The organism is Ensifer adhaerens, assembly GCF_001270265.1.
Taxonomy (GTDB): domain Bacteria; phylum Pseudomonadota; class Alphaproteobacteria; order Rhizobiales; family Rhizobiaceae; genus Ensifer; species Ensifer adhaerens_B.
In genome coordinates this window covers 113,468-131,291 of the sequence record NZ_LGAP01000018.1, presented here as the reverse complement: position 1 = coordinate 131,291, position 17,824 = coordinate 113,468, and the positions used below count along the sequence as shown (strand labels likewise).

Annotated in this window: 18 protein-coding genes and 3 pseudogenes; 6 read left to right on the top strand and 15 right to left on the bottom strand. The window is 61.0% G+C overall.

Going from position 1 to position 17,824, the window contains the following annotated elements; translation table 11 throughout:
• From AC244_RS22880 to AC244_RS22840, 8 genes are all read right to left on the bottom strand, one after another.
• Positions 1-556 (bottom strand): alcohol dehydrogenase catalytic domain-containing protein (locus AC244_RS22880; protein ID WP_152976063.1); only part of this gene is annotated, 556 nt, incomplete at its 3' end.
• Positions 557-605: 49 nt separating this feature from the next.
• Entirely contained in the window at positions 606-1,292 is a 687-nt protein-coding gene (locus AC244_RS22875; protein WP_053251114.1) for an ABC transporter permease, read from the bottom strand.
• 3 nt (positions 1,293-1,295) lie between these two features.
• Entirely contained in the window at positions 1,296-2,003 is a 708-nt protein-coding gene (locus AC244_RS22870) for an ABC transporter permease (RefSeq protein WP_053251113.1), read from the bottom strand.
• Positions 2,004-2,101: 98 nt separating this feature from the next.
• Positions 2,102-2,899, bottom strand: a complete 798-nt coding sequence (locus AC244_RS22865) for a transporter substrate-binding domain-containing protein (protein ID WP_053251112.1) — start codon at positions 2,897-2,899, stop codon at positions 2,102-2,104.
• A gap of 77 nt (positions 2,900-2,976) precedes the next feature.
• Positions 2,977-4,941: a DUF2817 domain-containing protein gene (locus AC244_RS38775; RefSeq protein WP_082367058.1), complete on the bottom strand. Its 1,965-nt coding sequence runs from the start codon at positions 4,939-4,941 to the stop codon at positions 2,977-2,979.
• A gap of 121 nt (positions 4,942-5,062) precedes the next feature.
• Positions 5,063-6,178: a histidinol-phosphate transaminase gene (gene hisC, locus AC244_RS22850; RefSeq protein ID WP_063934138.1), complete on the bottom strand. Its 1,116-nt coding sequence runs from the start codon at positions 6,176-6,178 to the stop codon at positions 5,063-5,065.
• A gap of 60 nt (positions 6,179-6,238) precedes the next feature.
• The gene (locus tag AC244_RS22845; RefSeq protein ID WP_053251111.1) at positions 6,239-7,339 is read right to left on the bottom strand and encodes an FAD-binding oxidoreductase; all 1,101 of its coding nucleotides are present in this window, start codon (positions 7,337-7,339) and stop codon (positions 6,239-6,241) included.
• A 12-nt stretch (positions 7,340-7,351) separates the two neighbouring features.
• Entirely contained in the window at positions 7,352-8,398 is a 1,047-nt protein-coding gene (locus AC244_RS22840; protein WP_053251110.1) for an aromatic ring-hydroxylating dioxygenase subunit alpha, read from the bottom strand.
• Positions 8,399-8,521: 123 nt separating this feature from the next.
• Between AC244_RS22840 and AC244_RS22835 the strand changes: the two genes are divergently transcribed.
• Positions 8,522-9,454 carry a LysR family transcriptional regulator gene (locus AC244_RS22835; protein WP_053251109.1) on the top strand — a complete coding sequence of 311 codons (933 nt, stop codon included), beginning with the start codon at positions 8,522-8,524 and terminating at the stop codon, positions 9,452-9,454.
• 23 nt (positions 9,455-9,477) lie between these two features.
• Here the strand turns inward: AC244_RS22835 and AC244_RS37655 are convergent, their stop codons facing one another.
• The 5 genes and pseudogenes from AC244_RS37655 to AC244_RS22815 form a co-directional block, all read right to left on the bottom strand.
• Positions 9,478-9,639, bottom strand: a complete 162-nt coding sequence (locus tag AC244_RS37655; protein ID WP_202596107.1) for a hypothetical protein — start codon at positions 9,637-9,639, stop codon at positions 9,478-9,480.
• A gap of 117 nt (positions 9,640-9,756) precedes the next feature.
• Positions 9,757-10,863 (bottom strand): annotated as a pseudogene (locus tag AC244_RS22830) (nucleotidyl transferase AbiEii/AbiGii toxin family protein).
• Complete coding sequence (locus AC244_RS22825; protein WP_053251108.1) at positions 10,844-11,581, bottom strand: DUF6088 family protein; 738 nt, start codon at positions 11,579-11,581, stop codon at positions 10,844-10,846. The pseudogene AC244_RS22830 and the gene AC244_RS22825 overlap by 20 nt, the downstream one beginning before the upstream one ends.
• A gap of 366 nt (positions 11,582-11,947) precedes the next feature.
• The gene (gene argS, locus AC244_RS22820; protein ID WP_053251107.1) at positions 11,948-13,651 is read right to left on the bottom strand and encodes an arginine--tRNA ligase; all 1,704 of its coding nucleotides are present in this window, start codon (positions 13,649-13,651) and stop codon (positions 11,948-11,950) included.
• Between the two features lie 534 nt (positions 13,652-14,185).
• Complete coding sequence (locus tag AC244_RS22815; RefSeq protein ID WP_152976062.1) at positions 14,186-14,494, bottom strand: hypothetical protein; 309 nt, start codon at positions 14,492-14,494, stop codon at positions 14,186-14,188.
• A 52-nt stretch (positions 14,495-14,546) separates the two neighbouring features.
• Between AC244_RS22815 and AC244_RS22810 the strand changes: the two genes are divergently transcribed.
• The 4 genes and pseudogenes from AC244_RS22810 to AC244_RS22795 all read left to right on the top strand — a co-directional run.
• Entirely contained in the window at positions 14,547-15,113 is a 567-nt protein-coding gene (locus AC244_RS22810) for a putative metallopeptidase (RefSeq protein ID WP_234717006.1), read from the top strand.
• A 24-nt stretch (positions 15,114-15,137) separates the two neighbouring features.
• The gene (locus AC244_RS22805; RefSeq protein WP_053251104.1) at positions 15,138-15,545 is read left to right on the top strand and encodes a DUF2280 domain-containing protein; all 408 of its coding nucleotides are present in this window, start codon (positions 15,138-15,140) and stop codon (positions 15,543-15,545) included.
• 129 nt (positions 15,546-15,674) lie between these two features.
• A complete protein-coding gene (locus AC244_RS38250) occupies positions 15,675-15,929 on the top strand; it encodes a terminase family protein (protein ID WP_053251103.1) in 255 nt (84 codons plus the stop codon).
• A 105-nt stretch (positions 15,930-16,034) separates the two neighbouring features.
• Positions 16,035-16,250: pseudogene (locus AC244_RS22795) on the top strand (helix-turn-helix domain-containing protein); the annotation flags it as partial.
• Positions 16,251-16,474: 224 nt separating this feature from the next.
• On the opposite strand, the pseudogene AC244_RS22790 reads toward AC244_RS22795, so the two are convergent.
• Positions 16,475-16,660: pseudogene (locus AC244_RS22790) on the bottom strand (cold-shock protein); the annotation flags it as partial.
• 518 nt (positions 16,661-17,178) lie between these two features.
• Entirely contained in the window at positions 17,179-17,340 is a 162-nt protein-coding gene (locus AC244_RS37220; RefSeq protein ID WP_161807891.1) for a hypothetical protein, read from the bottom strand.
• 260 nt (positions 17,341-17,600) lie between these two features.
• On the opposite strand from AC244_RS37220, the gene AC244_RS37650 reads away from it, so the two are divergent.
• Positions 17,601-17,762 (top strand): Thivi_2564 family membrane protein, encoded by a 162-nt coding sequence (locus AC244_RS37650; protein ID WP_176707576.1) that lies wholly within the window; start codon positions 17,601-17,603, stop codon positions 17,760-17,762.
• Positions 17,763-17,824 lie beyond the last annotated feature (62 nt).

Genomic DNA, 17,824 nt, shown 5'->3' with positions numbered 1-17,824 from the left:
TCACGGCATCCGGGGTGTTGATCACCGCGCCGATGCCGGTAGTGACGCCGCAGCCGATATAGCAGATCTTGTCGAACGGCGCGTCCGGATTGACCTTGGCGACGGCAATCTCCGGCAGCACGGTGTAGTTGGCGAAGGTCGAGCAGCCCATGTAGTGGTGGATCTTGTCCTTGCCGATCGAAAAGCGCGAGGTGCCATCCGGCATCAGGCCCTGGCCCTGGGTGGCGCGGATCGCCGTGCACAAATTGGTCTTGCGCGACAGGCACGACGGGCAGGAGCGGCATTCAGGGGTATAGAGCGGGATGACATGGTCGCCCTTCTTCACCGAGGTGACGCCCGGGCCGACATCGACGACGACGCCGGCGCCCTCATGGCCGAGGATCGCCGGGAACAGGCCTTCCGGGTCGGCGCCGGACAGCGTGAAATCGTCGGTGTGGCAGATGCCGGTGGCCTTGACCTCGATCAGCACTTCGCCGGCCCGCGGGCCTTCGAGCTGAACGGTCATCACTTCCAGCGGCTTGCCGGCCTGAACGGCGACGGCGGCGCGTACATCCATGGGCATTTCTCTTTCCTTTCAAAGTTTCCGGCCGTTTCAGGCGGTAGGCCTATCGGGGCAGGTAGCGCGTAAGACGGGCTTCCAGGAGCCGTACGAGCGTGATCAGCACCAGATTGATCAGGAGATAGAGCACACCGGCGATGGCGAATATTTCGAGGATTGCATAGGTCTGGCTCATCAGCCGCTTTGCATGGCCGGTGATTTCCAGGACGGTGATCGTGGAGGCGAGGCTCGTTCCCTTGACGACGAGCACAAGCTCGTTGCCGTAGGCCGGCAGCGCTTGCCTGATGGCAAGGGGAAACGTGATCCGGCGAAAGCACAGGAGCCGCGACATGCCGCAGGCCTGAGCAGCTTCGACAAGCCCTCCCGGAATGGACATGAGGCCGCCGCGCAGGATTTCCGATGTATAGGCCGCCGTATTGAGCGCGAGCGCCATAACAGCGCAATGGGCGCCATCGCCGACAATCCACCAGAGCACGGGGTTGTCGCGCACGAAGGAAAGCTGGCCGAGGCCGTAATAGAAGAGAAAGAGCTGGACCAGCAGCGGCGTGCCGCGGAAGACGGTGCTGTAGCCTTTGGCAAAACCGCTTAGAGCCCTGTTTTTCGACAGGCGCATGACCGCAAGCGCCAGACCGAGATTGAAGCCGATGGCGATCGAGGCGACCGTCAGGACGGCGGTCAGCCACAATCCCTTGGCAAGGGTTGGAACTGCGAGGCGAACGAGTTCGAAATCCATGGCCTATTTCCTCGTACGGGGACGCAGAAGGCGTTCGATCCAGTCGAAACCACCCTGGCTGACCAGCGTGATCGCGAGGTAGACGACAGCGGCGATGAGATAAAAGATGAAGGGATGGCGGGTCGAACCCGCCCCGACGAAGGCGGCGCGCATCAATTCCTGCAAGCCGACCACGGAGACAAGCGCGGTGTCCTTGATCGTGGTCTGCCAGACATTATTCATACCCGGTACCGCGATCCGCAGCATCTGTGGGGCGATAATGCGGCGGAAGATGCGCCTGCCTGGAATCCCAAGTGCCCGCGCCGCCTCGATATGTCCGCCCGGAATGGCAGCCAGAGCCCCCCGCACGACCTCCGTCGAATAGGCCCCCGATATGGCTGCGATCGCAACGACCGCGATGGTGAAGGCGTAGCCGTTGCCAGCCAGTCCCTCGTAGCCAAACGCCGCGGCGATCTGGGCGACGAATTCCACGGAGGAAAAGAAGAGGAGATAGATGATCAGAAGTTCCGGCACGCCGCGCACGATCGACGTGTAGAAGTCCACGACAAGCGTCAGCGGAAAAAGCCGCGCCCATTTTATCAGGCCACAGGCAACGCCGATGACGATGCCGAAGGCCATGCTCGCGACCCCGAGGGCGATGGTGATCGCCGCACCGCGCAGGATTGCGGAGACCCAGCCGCCTTCCCATACCTGCCATAATCCAAGTTCCATCGAACCCGCCCAAACTTCGCATTGTCCTGTCGGATGAAGCCCCCCGAGGAAGGATCGGCCTGACGGCCTTTCCTCACCCGGGAGACGTCGTGTTGGTGTTACTGGCAGGGACGGGAGATGTCCGTCTTGAACCAGGTCTGGCTCGCCTTGCCGATCGAGCCGTCAGCGACCAGTTCGCAGAGCGCCTTGTCGATGCGGGCCTTCAGCTCGGTATTCTCCTGCGAGATACCGACGCCGATGCCTTCGCCGAGCGTCGGGTCGAAGGTGCTGAGCACCTTGACGTCAACGAACTGGAAGTCCTTGCCATCCGGACGCGCCAGGAAATCCTGAAGGGCGGAGGCATCGGCGAAGGCGGCCTCGACGCGGCCGCTGGCGAGATCGATCTGCATCTGGTCGAGCGTGTCGTAGGTCTTCAGGTCGGTGGAGGAGGCGCGCTTTTCCACGAAATGGGCATGCGTCGTGCCCGCCTGGACGCCGACCGTGCGGCCGTCGAGCGATTTCAGCAGCGTCTCGATGTCCTTGATGCCGGCAAGATCGGAACCCTTCTTCACCACGAACATGTTTGCGAGCTCCGCATAGCCGACCGAGAAGTTGATCTGCTTCTTGCGTTCAGCCGTGATCGACATGCCGGAAATGATGATGTCGAAACGTTTGGCTTTGAGTGCCGGAATGAGGCCGTCGAAGGCCTGCACGACGAAATGGCACTTCATCTCCAGCTTGGCGCAGAGCAGGTTCCCGACATCGGCGTCGAAACCCGTCACGTTACCGGCGGAGTCTGCCATGCTCCATGGCGGATACTCGCCCTCCGTCCCGATCGACAATTCGCCCTCGGCGGCCTGGGCCGCGGTGAGGCCGGCGGCGAAGAACGTGGCGAGCAATAGACTTTTCAGCTTCATGTTTTGGTTCCCCATGTTGAGCGTTCTTGTTGGGCACCGTCCGGAGAAATCCCCGGACGGGTGATGCCGGCGGAATGTCAGAGCGTCCGGGCCAGGAACTGGCGCATGCGTTCGGAGCGCGGATTGGTGAAGACCTCCGCCGGGGCACCCTCTTCCTCCACCTTTCCCTGGTGGAGGAAGAGGATCTTGTGCGAGACCTCGCGCGCGAACTGCATTTCGTGCGTCACGAGGATCATCGTATTTCCTTCTTCGGCCAGTTGCCGGATCACACGCAGCACTTCGCCGACAAGCTCGGGATCGAGCGCGGAGGTCGGCTCGTCGAGGAGGATGAGCTTGGGGCGCATGGCGAGCGTTCGGGCGATGGCGGCGCGCTGCTGCTGGCCGCCCGACAGCTGGCCGGGATGTTGGGCGTGCTTGTCGGAGAGGCCGACTTTCTTCAGGAGCGCATGGGCATGGTCGACAGCCGCCTGCCGCTCCTCCTTCAGGACATGCAGCGGCGCTTCGATGATGTTTTCGAGAACCGTCATGTGCGGCCAGAGATTGAAGTTCTGGAACACCATGCCGACGCGCGAGCGGATGCGCTCGACCTGCCGCATGTCGGCCGGGGCGGCACTGCCGTCCGGCGTCTTCTTCATGCGGATTTCCTCGCCATCGATAACGATGCGCCCGTCGTTCGGCTGTTCGAGCAGATTGATGCAGCGCAGGAAGGTGCTCTTTCCCGAACCGGAGGAGCCGATCATCGAGACGACCTCGCCCGGTTGCGCGGAGATGCTGACGCCGTTGAGCACGGGGAGGGGACCGAAGCGCTTGTGGATGTCGTGCACCTCGATCGCCGGCCTTCCATCAAGTCTTGGGCCGCCGGCTTCCGGATGGGCGACGACGGTAACGGCCGCTGCTGCGGGAACGGGCTTTTCCACGCCCGCGCCGCCGATGGCTTTGAGGTCGGCAAAGGCACGGTCGAAGTGGCGCAGCGCGCCCGTCAGACAGGTGCTCCGCCAGTCCGCATCGTCGGGAATGAAGGCGGCGCACAAGGTCTTCTTGATCCTTTCGCCGAGCGGCGTATCGATCTTGCCGAAAAGGTGAAGCCAGTTGTCCGCCTGAACCGCATCCGAGACCGAAGCACCGTCGAGGGTTCCGCATTCGACCACCAACGGCAGGACGCGCGCCTTCGGCAACGCGTCTCGCATCGCGGCCGAGACATAGCCGGCGGCCGTTGCGGCGATGCCGGTATCTGTCGTCGCATTCTCACCGGTGACGACGACCGAGAGCGTGGGACCGAAGATGCGCTGCCCCCAATCCAAACCGTCGTGCTCGCTCTCGGCGACGGAGAGGAGAGCAGGATAACCGTAAGGGCCTGCGCCCGTGTGCAGGTCGAAGACGACGACCTCAGTCGCCTGTTGCGCGAATGTCGACAGGATCTCGATGAGGGTGCGGTTGGACCAGACTGGACCGTCGCCGCCATAGAACATGCCGTCCGGAAAGTCGTACTGGCCGGCCTCCACGATGGGGGCGACGCCGGCATAGCCGCCGAGCTGCCGTTTGGCCGCTTCGTAGGCCTCAGCGGCTGCATCGCGCTCCGGGCCTTCCCAGGCCCGACAGACGAGGGCGCCGTGCAGCGCGGCATACCGTTCGTTTTTCGGCGGTGCCTTCTGCCAGTCGATGAAATTGCGGTTGAGGTCGACGTTGTCTTCGTTCACCCGGCGCGTCCAGGCCGTACCCCAGGGGTTGATGAGGTGGATCGCCAGAACGGCGGTATCGTCGGGAAGCTGCCAGGGGGAATTCTGCGAAAGCCAGGCGGTCTGGCAGGCCGAGCCGAAGGGGCCTTCGACGCCATGCGTGCCGGAAATCAACACCAGGAGCTTTTCGGCATCGGTGCGGCCGAGATAGGCGACGTCGGTCGCCAGACGCTCGCCGTTCGGCCCGTGCAGCGGATGCGGGTATTCGACCAGGCTGGCCCCAGCGGTGCGCGCGGCGGCGAGAAACCGGGCGCGCAGGGCGGAAAAGTCACCGGCGAAAAGACCGGATGGCGTTGAAGGGGACATGCGAGGGGGCTCCCGGTTTGCTTTGTGCAGACGTGCGTTTGCGCTCATTGTTCGTTCCCGTGGGGTCGTGGCCCGACCCCTTGTTCTGTGTTGGATTGGAGGGGACGTCGCAGGCGTCTCCTCATCCTTCACGCTCGGCGAGGGCGCTCAGCGCGTCGAGAAAGCGGTCGTTTTCGCAAGGGGTGCCGATCGTCACACGGATGAAGGTCTCGTAGCCTTCTTCCTTCCACGGCTTGACGATGATCCCCTTCGACAGGAAGTGATCCAGCGCCGCCCGGCTGTCCCGGCCGACGCCGATGAACAGGAAGTTCGTCTGCGATCTGGCCGCCGAAAGCCCCATGGCGGCGACGGCCTCGGCCACACGTGCCCGCTCGCGTTTCAATGCGGCAACCGAAGAGCGCATCCACGCCTCGTCTTCCAGCGCGGCGACGGCGGCGACCTGCGCGGCAGCATTGACGTTGAACGGCGTCTTGGCGGCGGTCACGGCGCGCGCCAGCCGCGCATCGGACATCACGGCGTAGCCGACGCGCAGGCCTGCGAGGCCATAGGCCTTGGAAAAGGTTCGCAGCACCACCCAGGACAGGTCCGTGGCCGAGAGCGCGGCAAGGCCGTCGGGCATGTCTTCGTCCGTGAACTCGAAATAGGCCTCGTCCAGAACGAGAAGCGTCTGAGGCGTGACCGCCGCGAGAATGCAGTCGAGGCTTTCGCGGTCGAGCGCCGGACCGACCGGATTGGAGGGGGAGGAGAGGAAGAAAATCGCCGGCGCCCGCTCGAGCATGGCGACGATCGCCGGCAGATCGAAGTCCAGATCTGTCCGCATGGTGACCTTCTCGACCTTGGCGCCATTGGCCAGCGCCTCGATCTCGTGCAGCCCGAAGCCGGGACAGACCGTCGCCGCGAGGGCGCCGGGACGCAGCACGGCGCGACAGACCGCGGCGATCATCTCCTCAGAGCCGTTACCGGCCACGATGTGTTCGACGGGAACGCTGAGCTTGTGGCTGAGCGCCGCCCGCAGCGTCGTACAGGCAGGGTCGGAATAGCGCGAGGGGTTCAGGTTCGCCAGCGCCGCTGCGACATCCGGCGAACAGCCATCCGGGTTTTCATTGCTGGCAAGGGCCGCGATGTCCTGCCGACCGCTGTGCTTTCGGGCGGCGGTGATGTTCATGCCGGCATTGTAGGGCGGCAGGCCTGCTACATGCGGATTGAGCTGGATTTCGGTATGGAGCGGTTTCGTCACGGATCCTCCTTCGGGGATTGGACACCCTGGTTCAGGCCGCAGCCTCTTGTTTTGAGCGCGTCAGAGATCGAGCACGATCGAGGATTTCGGCCTGGTGCAACACAACAGCACCCGGTCGCCCGGCATCGCGTCGAGCGGCTCCTCGAAATAGTCGACCTCGCCTGAGACGAGACCCTGTTCGCAGGTCCCGCAAACCCCCGCCCTGCAGGAGAATTCGGGCTCGATGCCCTGTGCCTCCAGGAAAGTGAGGATGGATTCGCTCGTCCCATCCCAGGCAAGGCTGCGCCCCGATTTCTGGAGAACGATGCGGGGGCCATCCCCTTCGGTGGTGGGCTCGGCGGCGCGCGCCATAGCGGGCCGCGCCGTCGTCTGCCCCGTCTCCGACAACAGGCTCGCCGGCCCGAAGAATTCATAGGCGATGCGTTCCTTCCGCACCCCGAGGCCGGTCAGAATGCCGTAGAGGGCCTGCATGAAGGGCGGCGGCCCACACATGTAGATGTCGTAGTCGTCGAGCGGCAGAAGGCTCTGGAGCGTGGTGCGCGTCAGGAAGCCCGCCGAATGACAACGGGCCGCATCGAGATCATTGTTCTCGGCGAACCGGTAGCAGAAGTGCACGGCGATGCCGGGCCGCAGGGCGGCGAGATGCTCGACTTCCTCTCGCAACGCATGAACGGCCGCGCCGTCGCAGGCATGGATGAACCAGACGGGGCGGTCGCTTTCCCTTGCCAGTACATCCAGCATCGAGACCGTCGGTGTCAGCCCGACGCCACCAGAAAGAAGCACGACGGGCCTCGAGCTTGCGCTGTCGATCTTGAAGGCGCCGCGCGGTGGGTCGATCTCGACGACGGCGCCGGGCTCGATCTCGTCATGCAGCCAGCAGGAGCTCAGGCCATCCGGCACGTCCTGCGACGGTGCGGCCTCACGCTTCACGGTGATCCGATACGTTCCTTCCTCGCGCGGGGAGGAGGAGACGGTGTAGTTGCGCAGGACATGTCCTCCCTTGCGGTCGGGAACGCGCATCGTCAGGAACTGTCCCGCCTCGAACGGCCGCCAGTGCTGGCGTTCGAGAGGCGTAAGATGGAAAGACGTGATGGTGGCGCTTTCGCGTACCTTCGAGACGACTTCGAAGGGGCGGAAGCGCGAGGCCGCGGCATCGAGCATCCGGATTGATCCTTATTCAGCCGCTGCGCTGGCCGTGTCGGCTTTCGTCTCGGCGGCAATCAGCTGGGCCAGCTTGCGGCGAAAGCGCATCGGGCCGACGTCGATCTTCAGGTCGAGGTTCGGTGTCTGCATGTTGGCCATTCCGTGATGGACCGCCTCCAGAACAACGCGATCCTCCTCGAAGGCGCCCCGTACGGATTTTGCGAAACTCTCGGAAACCTTGGCGTCATCAGGCGCGAAGTTGCGCATCTGGAACCAATAGTATTTGGTCCGGTTTTCATCGACCGGCGTCATGAAGTTGTAGCTGTCCATGAGGAAGGTGTTTTCTGGCAGCGCGCGGCCTTCCCCGCCGGTGTGGGCCGGCGCGAAGATGGCCTTAATGATCGCGTTGCTCGGATAGCGCACCTCGTAGTGCTGCTTGCGGTCGGTGTTACCCTCGAATTGCAGGAAGGGCGCGTAGAACGGGGCCGGTTCGGAATCGATCATCCAGCGCCAGACGGTGACGCCGTCATCCTTCACGGTTGTCTCGAGCGGCGTTTCCTCACAGGCCGAGCTAGCGAAGGACGACTGGTGGACCCAGGCGACATGTGACGGGTCGAGCAGGTTGTCCGTCATGTAGAGGTAATTGCAGTTGAGCGTCATGGACTCGCCGCGATTGATTCCCCAGGCGGGATTGCCGAAATACTCGACTTCGAAGATTTCCTTCGGGTCCGCCTTCTCGGCATCGCCCATCCAGATCCAGAGCAGGCCGTAGCGCTCGTGGACTGGGTAGGAACGCACCTTGGCGACATGCGGAATGCGCTCGGCGCCCGGAACCCGCGTGCAGCTGCCCGAACAATCGAAGGTCAGGCCGTGATAGCCGCATTCCACGTCGTCACCCTTGATGCGGCCCATGGAGAGGGGCAGCTTCCGATGGGGACAGGCATCCTCGAGCGCGGCGGCCTGGCCGTCCTGCTTGCGGTAAAGTACGATGTTTTCGCCGAGGATCGTGACGGGTTTCAGCTCGCGGCCGACCTCGTGATCCCAGGCTGCGACGTACCAGGCATTCTTGAGAAACATTTCGCTCTCCTTGCGTTTTGTTAAGCGAATGTCCGTCGTTTTTTTTGTGCCAACAAGTTGCCAGCTCCTGCGTTCTTTTTTAGATTTTCTAAATTGAGTGACCTGTCCGAGGAGTGCCTAACGATGTCGAACCCGTCCTTGCGCGGCCTGCAAGCCTTTGAGGCGATCGGACGATGTGGCTCGGTCAGCGCCGCTGCGGAGGATCTCGGTGTAACGCCCGGCGCCGTCAGTCAGCTGGTACGAAACCTGGAGCAATGTCTTGGGCTGACGCTTTTGGAGCGACGCGGGCGGCGGGTCGAATTGTCGTCATGGGGGCGGCTGTATTACCAGGAAGTCGCGAAAGGCTTTCAGCAGCTTTCCCATGCCGCCAACGTTCTCACGCGTGCCAGGAACGAGACCGGGATCGTCCTCAGCGCCTTGACCTCGGTCGCCAACAGGTGGGTCGGTCGCAAGATTTTCGACTGGCAGTCCCTCTGTCCGGAATCGAGTGTGCGCATTCTCGGCCAGGAGCAAGAGCCCCGCATCGGTATCGAGCAGGTGGACTTCCGCATTACCTACGGCCGGCGCGCCTATGCGCACGAGCATGTTGCAAATCTGTTCACCGACTGGGTCGTACCGGTCTGTTCGCCCGCGCTGATCGCCAACCGTGTCCTCGACGGTCCGCAGGCCATCCTCAAATTCCCGCTGCTAAACGTGGAATGGGAGGCGGATTACAAGGCTTCGCCGCAATGGAGGGACTGGGCCGCCTTGGTGCATGCCGACGGCCGCCAAACGTTCTCTGGCCTTTCCTTTGCCTTGTCGAGCAGCGCCATTGACGCGGCCGTGAACGGTAGGGGATTCGTTCTCGCACAGGTTTCGATGGTGCTGGACGAGGTTGCCTCCGGGACCTTGATGGTTCCCTTCGACATTCGCATGAAACTGTCTGAAAGCTACTATTTAGCCTGGGACCGGACGGCTCTCGAAAAGCCGTTCGGGCAGAAGTTTCACAAATGGCTAATCGGGATAGCGAGACAACAGGAGCTGCTCTCCGCTCCGCCTACAGGCTCAGCCACCTGAGGTGCTGTATGGGCACCGCCGCTCTACGCGGCGGCTTCTAGCCGCCGAACGACGAAGTGCGCCGAGAGTGCGCTTCTTTTCGTAGTGGCGGCGATTGAATCGCGGTCGTCCTGCGCGCGCCAACTGGCGGCCCAGTCGGCGCCGCCGATGGCCCAGGCACCGAACCCGACGCGCGTGATCTCCATGTCGGTGCGCCCGAGGCAGCGGCCGTAGCATTCGACGACTTCGGCTTGGAATTTCGCAAGATAGGCGGGCCAGTCGATCTCGGTCTGGGCCGAGTTTCTTTGGCGGCTCGGGTGTAATCAAGTCTGCGATGCGACCCGCGCGTTCAGGAATTTCTCAAGCTTGCCGACGCTCGTCATGACTTCATCGAATGCTGGTGGAGTACCGAAGATCATGGCGGACATCCGTTCGTAGTCTGCAGCCAGTTTCTCGCGCATATCCGCTATCGGCATCAGACGATAGGAGCCAGGTACAGCCCGGTCATAGCGATGATCGGGTGCACGAAACATCAATTCCTTGTGCTGGCGACTTGCTTCGGCGAGGTCGCCCATCGAGGCGGTCTTGGTTCCATGGTTGGCATGGCTCCATATCTGGTGAACATCGTAGTAGTGGCGGGAGTAGCGGTTGAGGTCCGGGATCTTGCGGGCGGGATCTGCTTGAGCGCTTCGTTTCTCAGTCATCTCCGTCATTGCGTGCAGAATGAGCACCTTTTCCCAGAAGGTTCGTTCGGGCTTGACGGTCATCACATTCGAAACGGCGAGGTCTTTGTTCGCCCCGAATACCGCGGCGACCTAGGGCAGGATTTCGCGCGGCTCTGCGGGGACCGGATCGGGACGGGCCCAGCCTTCGATCCGCACGGCCGCCTCGACGTAGCCGCCGCTGGTGTCGAAGACGCTCCTGTAGCCAACGACGAGGATGTCCAGCGCCTCCTTCTTCCGATAGGCGTCGTAGCCGAACGACACGGAGAAGTGGCCCTTCTTGTCTATCGCTGCTTTCACTTCCGCAATCTCTTTTGCGAGCATCTCCTTGAGCGGGCGGGACATATACTGCCGTGCCGCCTCATCAACCTGTTCAGCAAGCACCTTTTGTTGCTGGGTCACGGAGTTCAGTGCGGCAATGTCAGCTTCGAGGGGAACATGGAGATCGGCCTTGTAAATACCGATATCTATGTCCTCGGAAAAGCGGCGGATCAGCCCATAAGCCTTGCTCAGACTGGTGCCACCCTTGAAATAGAGACGCGCGGCGTCAGCCGGGCGCCGATTGAAAAGCCAGTCGAGCACCCAGCAGACATAGAGATCTTTTTCAGTGTTCTCGGCCCGAGTGTCGAGTTCGGCGGCTGCGTCGGAAAAGAGCGCTCTCTGTTCATCAGCGCTGGAGCGAAGGATTTCAAGGAACGCTGGATACATGCTCATCCTCTGCTTCCTGCCCATCTGTTTCATCTCCGACTGAAGAGGGCAGTTCGGCGATGATGGCGCTTACAACGGAATACATCCAGGCCGGAAGAGCGTGAATGTTTTCCCGCAAATCCTGAAGTATTGCCTGCCGGTGAGGGCTTCGCGACAGATAGCGGACGATGCCACTGACGGCGGCCTCAATACTTGATTGGTCGTCACGAAACCAGTTGAGTGCCTGCACGACACGCATTGCCGGACGGCCCGCCCAGAAGGCTGTCTTGGCGGAGATGCGCTTGAAGTCGAGTGTGTAGATCACGGGCTTCGCAGCATTCGGGTCGCCGGCGTTGGCCTCTATTGCGATCGTTCTCGGATAGGTGTCCGCATAGATCGTTGATCGGGCGGGAATGGCTGTTGTCAGGCCGAGGTCATTCGCGGCGGTCATGCCGTCCACGAGCACGCGCAGCTTGTCTCGTCGGGCTATTGCGTCGATGAAGGCGGAACGCGGCGGAAACACCATCTTTCCGGTCAACTTGCTTGTGCCGGGTTGATCATACAGACCACGGTGGGGGCGCCGAATGACGCTGCGGTGCGCGAGCCGCTGAAGTGCTTTCTCGACGGCGTTCGGCGTACCAATGTCCAGGAAATCGGCGCGTGACCAGACGCCAGAAGGCGCGGCCTTTTCAATCCGGTCGCGGATTCGATCGAGAGTATCAGACGTTGGGTCAGGCATCTTGGTTCCGCTTTCTGACCAAAAAATATATGTAAACTTTGGTCAGCGGGAAACACATGAGAATCGGGACTACTGCGCGAGGGGCCCAATGAAAACCCGTTCGAGCGCAGTGCCGACGGCAATGCAGTCAGCAGAAGATAGCCTGTCCCCACAAGGAGAACGAGAACTGCGACCCAGAAAAGTAGGCGACGGGCAATGTCGGTCGGCCTAATTAAGCGGTTTCCAGATCACTGTATCAATTGCGCTTCTTGTTTTCCACGATCACCGGATTTTGCCTGATTAACCGGAATTATCGAGTAGCTAGGCAGTGGTGTGCTTCGCTACGCCTCGGCAGCTTCCCGCCAAAAGCTGCCAACCCGTTGAGCGTTACATACGCCGCACTGTTGCCATTCCAAGAAGCTCAAGACACTTTCCGATGACCCTCGCGACCAGCTTGCATGTGGTAAGCCGTCCCGACGGATCGTCTGCCTTCAGCACCGGGCAATCTGTGTAGAAGCGGCTGAACGCATCTGCCACCTGGTAGGCCCTATCGGCGATTTCGAATGACTCAAGCTGTCGCGCTGCCTCCGAAAGGGCATGCGGATACCATAGACTTTCCATCAGCACGGCACGCTCGGAGGGATGACTGATCGAGACCGTCTCCTCTGGAACAATGCCGGCCTCCGCAGCCTTGTCTAGGATCGAGCAGATCCGGGCGTAGGCGTATTGAAGATACGGTCCGGTCCGTCCCTCGAAGGAAGTCATCCTGTCGATATCAAAAACGTAACCTGTCTTGCGCGGCGTGGAGAGGTCGGCGAACTTCAACGCGCCGAGACCCACAACCGTGGCCGCTTGACTGTCGGTAACCTTTTCCGACGACTTGGCAAGCGCAAGATCGATCATGTCACCGAGGGAGGCTGCGGATCCGTCACGGGTCTTGAAGGGCTTGCCGTCATTGCCACGAACAGTGCCGAAGGTCACATGCCGCAATTCGACGCCATCGGCATACCCTGCTGTCCGCGCCGCCGAAAACACGCTGGCAATATGGAGCGCCTGCCGGTCGTCGGTGCAATAAACGATCTGCTGGGCGCCGACGTCACGCACCCTTTGCCGGAGTGTTGCGAGATCGGTGGTGCCGTAAAGGGCCGCTCCGTCTCTCTTCTGGAGAAGCAGAGGTGGCACATTGTCCGGAAGTCCGTCGCCGGAGACGTCGATGACAAGGGCCCCATCGCTCTCTCTCGCCAGCCCGCGCGTGATGAGATCGTCGAGCATGGGCGCGACTTCTGCATGCGCGTCGCTTTCGCCTTTGAACAGGTCGAAATGCGCGCCGAGCATCTCCGCCGTGGCGGAGATCGATGCAAGGGAAATGGCCCGCGCACGCGCCCAGCTCTCTGCCAGAAGCGGATCTCCATCCTGCAGTTTCGTGGTCAGCATCCGCGCGAGCGCAAGCGAAGTCTCGTCCTGGCAGGCAGCATTGCCCGACTTGTAAAGGGCGCCCAGTTCCTCGATGGTCATGGCATTAAATGCCGATGGATCGATGAAGGGTGTGGGGTCACCGGCCTTCCATCCCGCGGACTGAGCTGCGCCGAGAAGAAGCTTGCCCATTTGCAGGCCCCAGTCGCCGAGGTGAATGTCGGACAGAACGTCGTGGCCGACCTCCACGAGGATGCGCCGCAGGCTTTCCCCGATGACGAAGGAGCGCAGATGGCCGACATGCAGTGCCTTGGCGACGTTGGGTCCGCCAAAGTCAATCACCGTCCGCATCGGCTCCACCTTCTCTGCGGCGAGCGACGGATCGGCAAGCATGGTGCTCGCCTCCGCGGCAACGGCGGCATCGGTCAGCCGGAAGTTGACGAAACCCGGACCGGCGACGGATACATCCTCGAAAAGAGCGCCCCGGGCCGCCTCTGCGACCACAGCGGCAAGCACGCGTGGGTTCTTACCGCCGGATTTCGCAAGCCGCATCATGTCGTTGCATTGGAGATCGCCAAACTCGGGTCTGGTCGACCGGACGATGGAGGGGGCGGCTTCGAGACCGTTCAGTTCATATGCGGAAGCAAGTGCGGCGAGCGCGGCCGATTTTACGGACATGGACCATTTCCTGAAATTGCATGAATAAGGGAGCGCGGAAGCGTTGAGAGCTTCAGCGTCGCCGTTCTGCAATCTTCGGAGCCATGGTCATGTCGAGCCTCTAAGTTGGATCTTTTACTAGACCGTCCGACGACCGCAGGCAATCTTATGATCGAATGAATTCCGCAACCGGATCGGGTCGCGCCCTGTCGTTTCAGGGGACAAGGAGACGGAGCAATCGCCTGGCTGATAAGTCTGCGCCTGGTCGCTCGGATCGGGTCAGTCAATTCATCAGGCAGATAAAGTCCGTCAAACAAGGTTGAAGAACGGCTGAAAAGTCTGGATTTCCAGGCAAATCCACTGATCCAGGGTGGCCGACATACGTGCTGGCCGCCGGCGGCGGCGGCGCCTCGGAATTCATGCCCAGCGACTCCAAATCGCCGGAGGTGCGATGGGTAGTAGAAACCACAGAAAATTCCAAAACAAGAAGAAGGACAATGACACGGCAATTTTAGTCGTCGGGCTGTTGTTTGCTTTGGGTAGAGGTGGAGAACATCAACGCCCAGCTCGGGGGAGCCGACGATCTTCCTCTACGATCATATTCATGATGACGCTGGCACGTTCCTTGACGTACACAACGCGGCCACCGCCTATAGCGAGTTGAATAATTGCCCTGGGGGCATCACCCATGCCGTCATAGAAGTCCGTGGCGTTGTCCATGTTGACGAATATCGGTTGTCCGTCCTCGCTGGTAAGTTCAAGCCACATTGCATTCTCCTCCAAGGTTGCTGTGTCAGTGCAAAAAAAAGCACCGGGCAAAACAAGTTTGCTCAACGGCAGGGCATAGGCAAGTGGTGATCTCATGCGACCGCAGCCACCGACAGAGTTGTTCGAGGATTTCAGTGGATGCGCCTTCGTGGCTGCCCCTGAACTCGAAGCCTGGGCCCGGGACACCTTCGTCGATCCGGACAGCGACATGTTCAACCCGGATCACGCTCACCTCATCCCAGCAACCATCGGCATGCTGTGGACCACGGTAGCAAACAGCAAGAAGGGCCGCACTGTGATCGGCCAAGCCGAGATGGGCAGCCCGGGCGGCATGATGGGGAAGTGGGCAAGAGCCAGAGCCGAGGCGCAGGTCGTCGCATGGTTCGGTGGTGTCCCTGACTTCATCATCACAATTGATGCCAACTTCTGGGCATCTGCCAGTGATGCGCAAGCCTGTGCCTTGATCGAGCACGAGCTTTCGCACTGCGCGCAAGAGCTCGACGACTTCGGCACTCCGAAGTTCCGCAAGAGCACCGGCCTACCCGTCTACACGCTTCGCTCACATGATGTGGAAGCCTTTATCGGAGTTGCTGCTCGATACGGTGCTGTAGAAGCAGGCGTGAAGGAGCTGGTCGAGGCGTTATCCAAGCCGCCCCTGATGACCGCGGACTTAATTGGCTGTGCATGCGGGACCTGCCAGGCTCGCGCCGCCTGATCCTGATGGTGTCCTGATAAAGCTATGGCCAAGGCAAAACTCACACACGAGCAGCAGGCCTTTGTTGTCCAGTCGCTGGCTTGCTTCGATAGCCCGTCGGTCGTGGTCGCTGCACTCAAGAAGGCTGGGGCTCGCCTCGCTGAAAAGTGGAAGCTGCTGTTCGAAGAGACCCGCAAGACGTTCCTCGAGGATACGGCCTCGATCGCAATCAGCCACCGCGCCGTCCGGCTGCGGGCGCTCCAGCGCATGGCCGAGAAGGCAGAGACCCAGGGCAACATGGTGCTGGCCTCGTCATTGTTGAAGCAAGCGGCGGAAGAAGTAGGCAACGCCTACACCAACCGGCGCGAACTGACGGGGAAGGACGGAAAGGATCTGCCGGTTCCTGTATCACCGGTCACGATCTTCCAGTTACCCGACAATGGCAGGAGCTGAGCAAGGGCAGGGCGCCCAGACAATCATCCGGCCGCAGGCTGGCCCGCAGACAGCATTCCTCGCTTCCCCCCGGCCGACATCGCCATCTACGGTGGCTCGGCTGGCGGCGGCAAGACATGGGCGCTGCTCATGGAGCCGCTGCGCCACGTGGCCAATCCACAGTACGGCGCGGTGTTCTTCCGTCGATCGACGGTGCAGGTCCGAAACGAGGGCGGCCTATGGGATGAGAGCGAGAAGCTCTATCCCTCGATCGGCGCGGTACCGAAAGAGCATGTGCTGCAGTGGAATTTCCCGGCCGGCGCCTCGGTATCGTTCGCTCACCTTGAGCACGACAAGACGGTCCTTGTCGATACCGGATCAATACTCCCCAGAAGTGCCGTTTGAATCTTCCCCAGTTTAGCGATGCCGCCGGTCTTCCGGGGCGCGCCCCGGAAGACCGGCGGCACGCCATCACCGATACTACTCTCGATGGTCGAGAGGGGACTGGTGGTGATCAAACTCGGGGAGATAGTCATGATCTTAGATTTACACCGGCAGGGCTTGTCGGTGTCTGCGATCGCCAGGCAGACCGGCGTCGATCGAAAGACAATCCGCAAATATATCGAGCGTGGCCTTGAGGCACCGGCCTATGGACCAAGGAAGCCTCGGGCGACGGTCATTGATCCGTTCACTGCGTATTTGCGTGAACGGGTTGCAGCCTATCCCGGCCGTCGGTGACGTTCGTTCCGGCGAAGCTGACGGACACGCGGCGCTGATGGCGGCCGATCCGGGCTATCTCGCCAACCTCATGGCGTTGCCAACGGTCGAGCGCGAGCGCCTCCTCGGCGGCAACTGGAAGATTCAAACGGCACTTCTGGGGAGTATTGATCCGGTATCGACAATGAGATGTCCGAGGTGAGGTTAAAGCAGTTCAGGCTGACCTGACGTTTTTCGGCCTTGGATTTTCCGGTCTTGCGGTCCTGGCCAAGCTCGTAGCTGACCTTTTGACCCTCTCGAAGCGGGCCTCCGTCGTCGACCGCCGACACATGGACAAACACGTCCGCTCCCCCATTGTCAGGCGTGATGAAGCCAAAGCCCTTGTCCTGATTGAAAAACTTAACGGTACCGATTGCCAGGATCATCCTCGCCAGCTGAGCGCTTGCGAACTGCCGTTGGAGCTTATTAGACGTGGCCGTCTCCCGCAACCACGCATGGCGGACGGGTTTTTTCATTTCATCTGAGCGAAAGTTCGCTTGCGTACTCGCTGCCCGTCGCGGTTCTCGAGCGAGATACCCCGGGAACGGCAGCGAGTATCTTGTCGGTGGGGCTTAAGCCCCAATTTTACATAAGGCGAGGGGCTGGGGGTGTCGCTTGGCAGTTAATCGCGAGAATGCGGCCGTTCCAGCGACGTTTGGCATTTAAATATGAGAATCTCTGAGGCAGATTCTCGTGCTTAAATGCAATGCCGGAAGCAATAACATTTTGTATTCTTTGAAGTTATAGGCCGCATCTCAAAATGCGCCGCCAAAATACACGCCGCAGCCGAATCTCAGTTTAAGTGGAAACGGCCCAGCGCTGTTCTCAATTTAAATGCCACCCCTCAAATTACGTGCGAGGCTAACCATCTGATATCGTTGAAATGAAATTCTCACGATTAACTGCCAAGCGACACCAGCGCCAGCCGCGATATCGAAACGCCAGGCACAAGGCAGGATAGGATAAGCCGCTTCTTCGATACCGGCTCAAACTCCCGACGACCGTTCGGGTGCACGAACGTCACCCTCAGCTGCTTGGCTGGCTCGCTCTCATCATCCATCACGTTGTGTCCACTACTCAACAGGTGGGCACAACCATGCGACAGCAACTCGTCGGCAAAAGGTGGAGGGAAATTCGCGCTTACCGATGGGCTGTGCGAACTCACACTGTGAGGTAAACGGCGGCCGGGATGCTTATCCCGCGCCGATGGGACCGGCGCGAGCGTTCTGTGTCGCGTCCACGCCGCTCTTCCCTTTATAGAACTCAGCCATATTTACACCTTCACTGCCGGAAGGCGGTTCCTTCAAAGGGACCTGGGGCATGTCCATCATAATCAGCATCCTGATCACGGCCCTTGTCATCGCGTTGGTGCTGTACCTCGTGCAAAAACTTCCGATTGACTCGACGATGAAGCAGATGGCTCAGATCGTCGTTGTAGTCGTTGGCATAGTCTTGTTGCTCAGCTCGCTGGACGTATTCTGATCAGTGCACGGGGCTTGCCACTACTCGACTCAGCCGACGCCACCGGCCGGGAGTTGCTCTCA

What these genes read in the sequence shown, in the direction of transcription:
- AC244_RS22870 (WP_053251113.1), bottom strand. Translation starts at nt 2,003, where the DNA reads ATGGAACTTGGATTATGGCAGGTATGGGAAGGCGGCTGGGTCTCCGCA.
- AC244_RS22815 (WP_152976062.1), bottom strand. Translation starts at nt 14,494, where the DNA reads ATGAGATCACCACTTGCCTATGCCCTGCCGTTGAGCAAACTTGTTTTG.
- AC244_RS22845 (WP_053251111.1), bottom strand. Translation starts at nt 7,339, where the DNA reads ATGCTCGATGCCGCGGCCTCGCGCTTCCGCCCCTTCGAAGTCGTCTCG.
- AC244_RS38775 (WP_082367058.1), bottom strand. Translation starts at nt 4,941, where the DNA reads ATGTCCCCTTCAACGCCATCCGGTCTTTTCGCCGGTGACTTTTCCGCC.
- AC244_RS22825 (WP_053251108.1), bottom strand. Translation starts at nt 11,581, where the DNA reads ATGCCTGACCCAACGTCTGATACTCTCGATCGAATCCGCGACCGGATT.
- AC244_RS22840 (WP_053251110.1), bottom strand. Translation starts at nt 8,398, where the DNA reads ATGTTTCTCAAGAATGCCTGGTACGTCGCAGCCTGGGATCACGAGGTC.
- AC244_RS37655 (WP_202596107.1), bottom strand. Translation starts at nt 9,639, where the DNA reads ATGGAGATCACGCGCGTCGGGTTCGGTGCCTGGGCCATCGGCGGCGCC.
- AC244_RS22865 (WP_053251112.1), bottom strand. Translation starts at nt 2,899, where the DNA reads ATGAAGCTGAAAAGTCTATTGCTCGCCACGTTCTTCGCCGCCGGCCTC.
- AC244_RS22805 (WP_053251104.1), top strand. Translation starts at nt 15,138, where the DNA reads ATGGCCAAGGCAAAACTCACACACGAGCAGCAGGCCTTTGTTGTCCAG.
- AC244_RS37220 (WP_161807891.1), bottom strand. Translation starts at nt 17,340, where the DNA reads ATGGATGATGAGAGCGAGCCAGCCAAGCAGCTGAGGGTGACGTTCGTG.
- AC244_RS22875 (WP_053251114.1), bottom strand. Translation starts at nt 1,292, where the DNA reads ATGGATTTCGAACTCGTTCGCCTCGCAGTTCCAACCCTTGCCAAGGGA.
- AC244_RS37650 (WP_176707576.1), top strand. Translation starts at nt 17,601, where the DNA reads ATGTCCATCATAATCAGCATCCTGATCACGGCCCTTGTCATCGCGTTG.
- AC244_RS22835 (WP_053251109.1), top strand. Translation starts at nt 8,522, where the DNA reads ATGTCGAACCCGTCCTTGCGCGGCCTGCAAGCCTTTGAGGCGATCGGA.
- argS (WP_053251107.1), bottom strand. Translation starts at nt 13,651, where the DNA reads ATGTCCGTAAAATCGGCCGCGCTCGCCGCACTTGCTTCCGCATATGAA.
- AC244_RS38250 (WP_053251103.1), top strand. Translation starts at nt 15,675, where the DNA reads ATGGAGCCGCTGCGCCACGTGGCCAATCCACAGTACGGCGCGGTGTTC.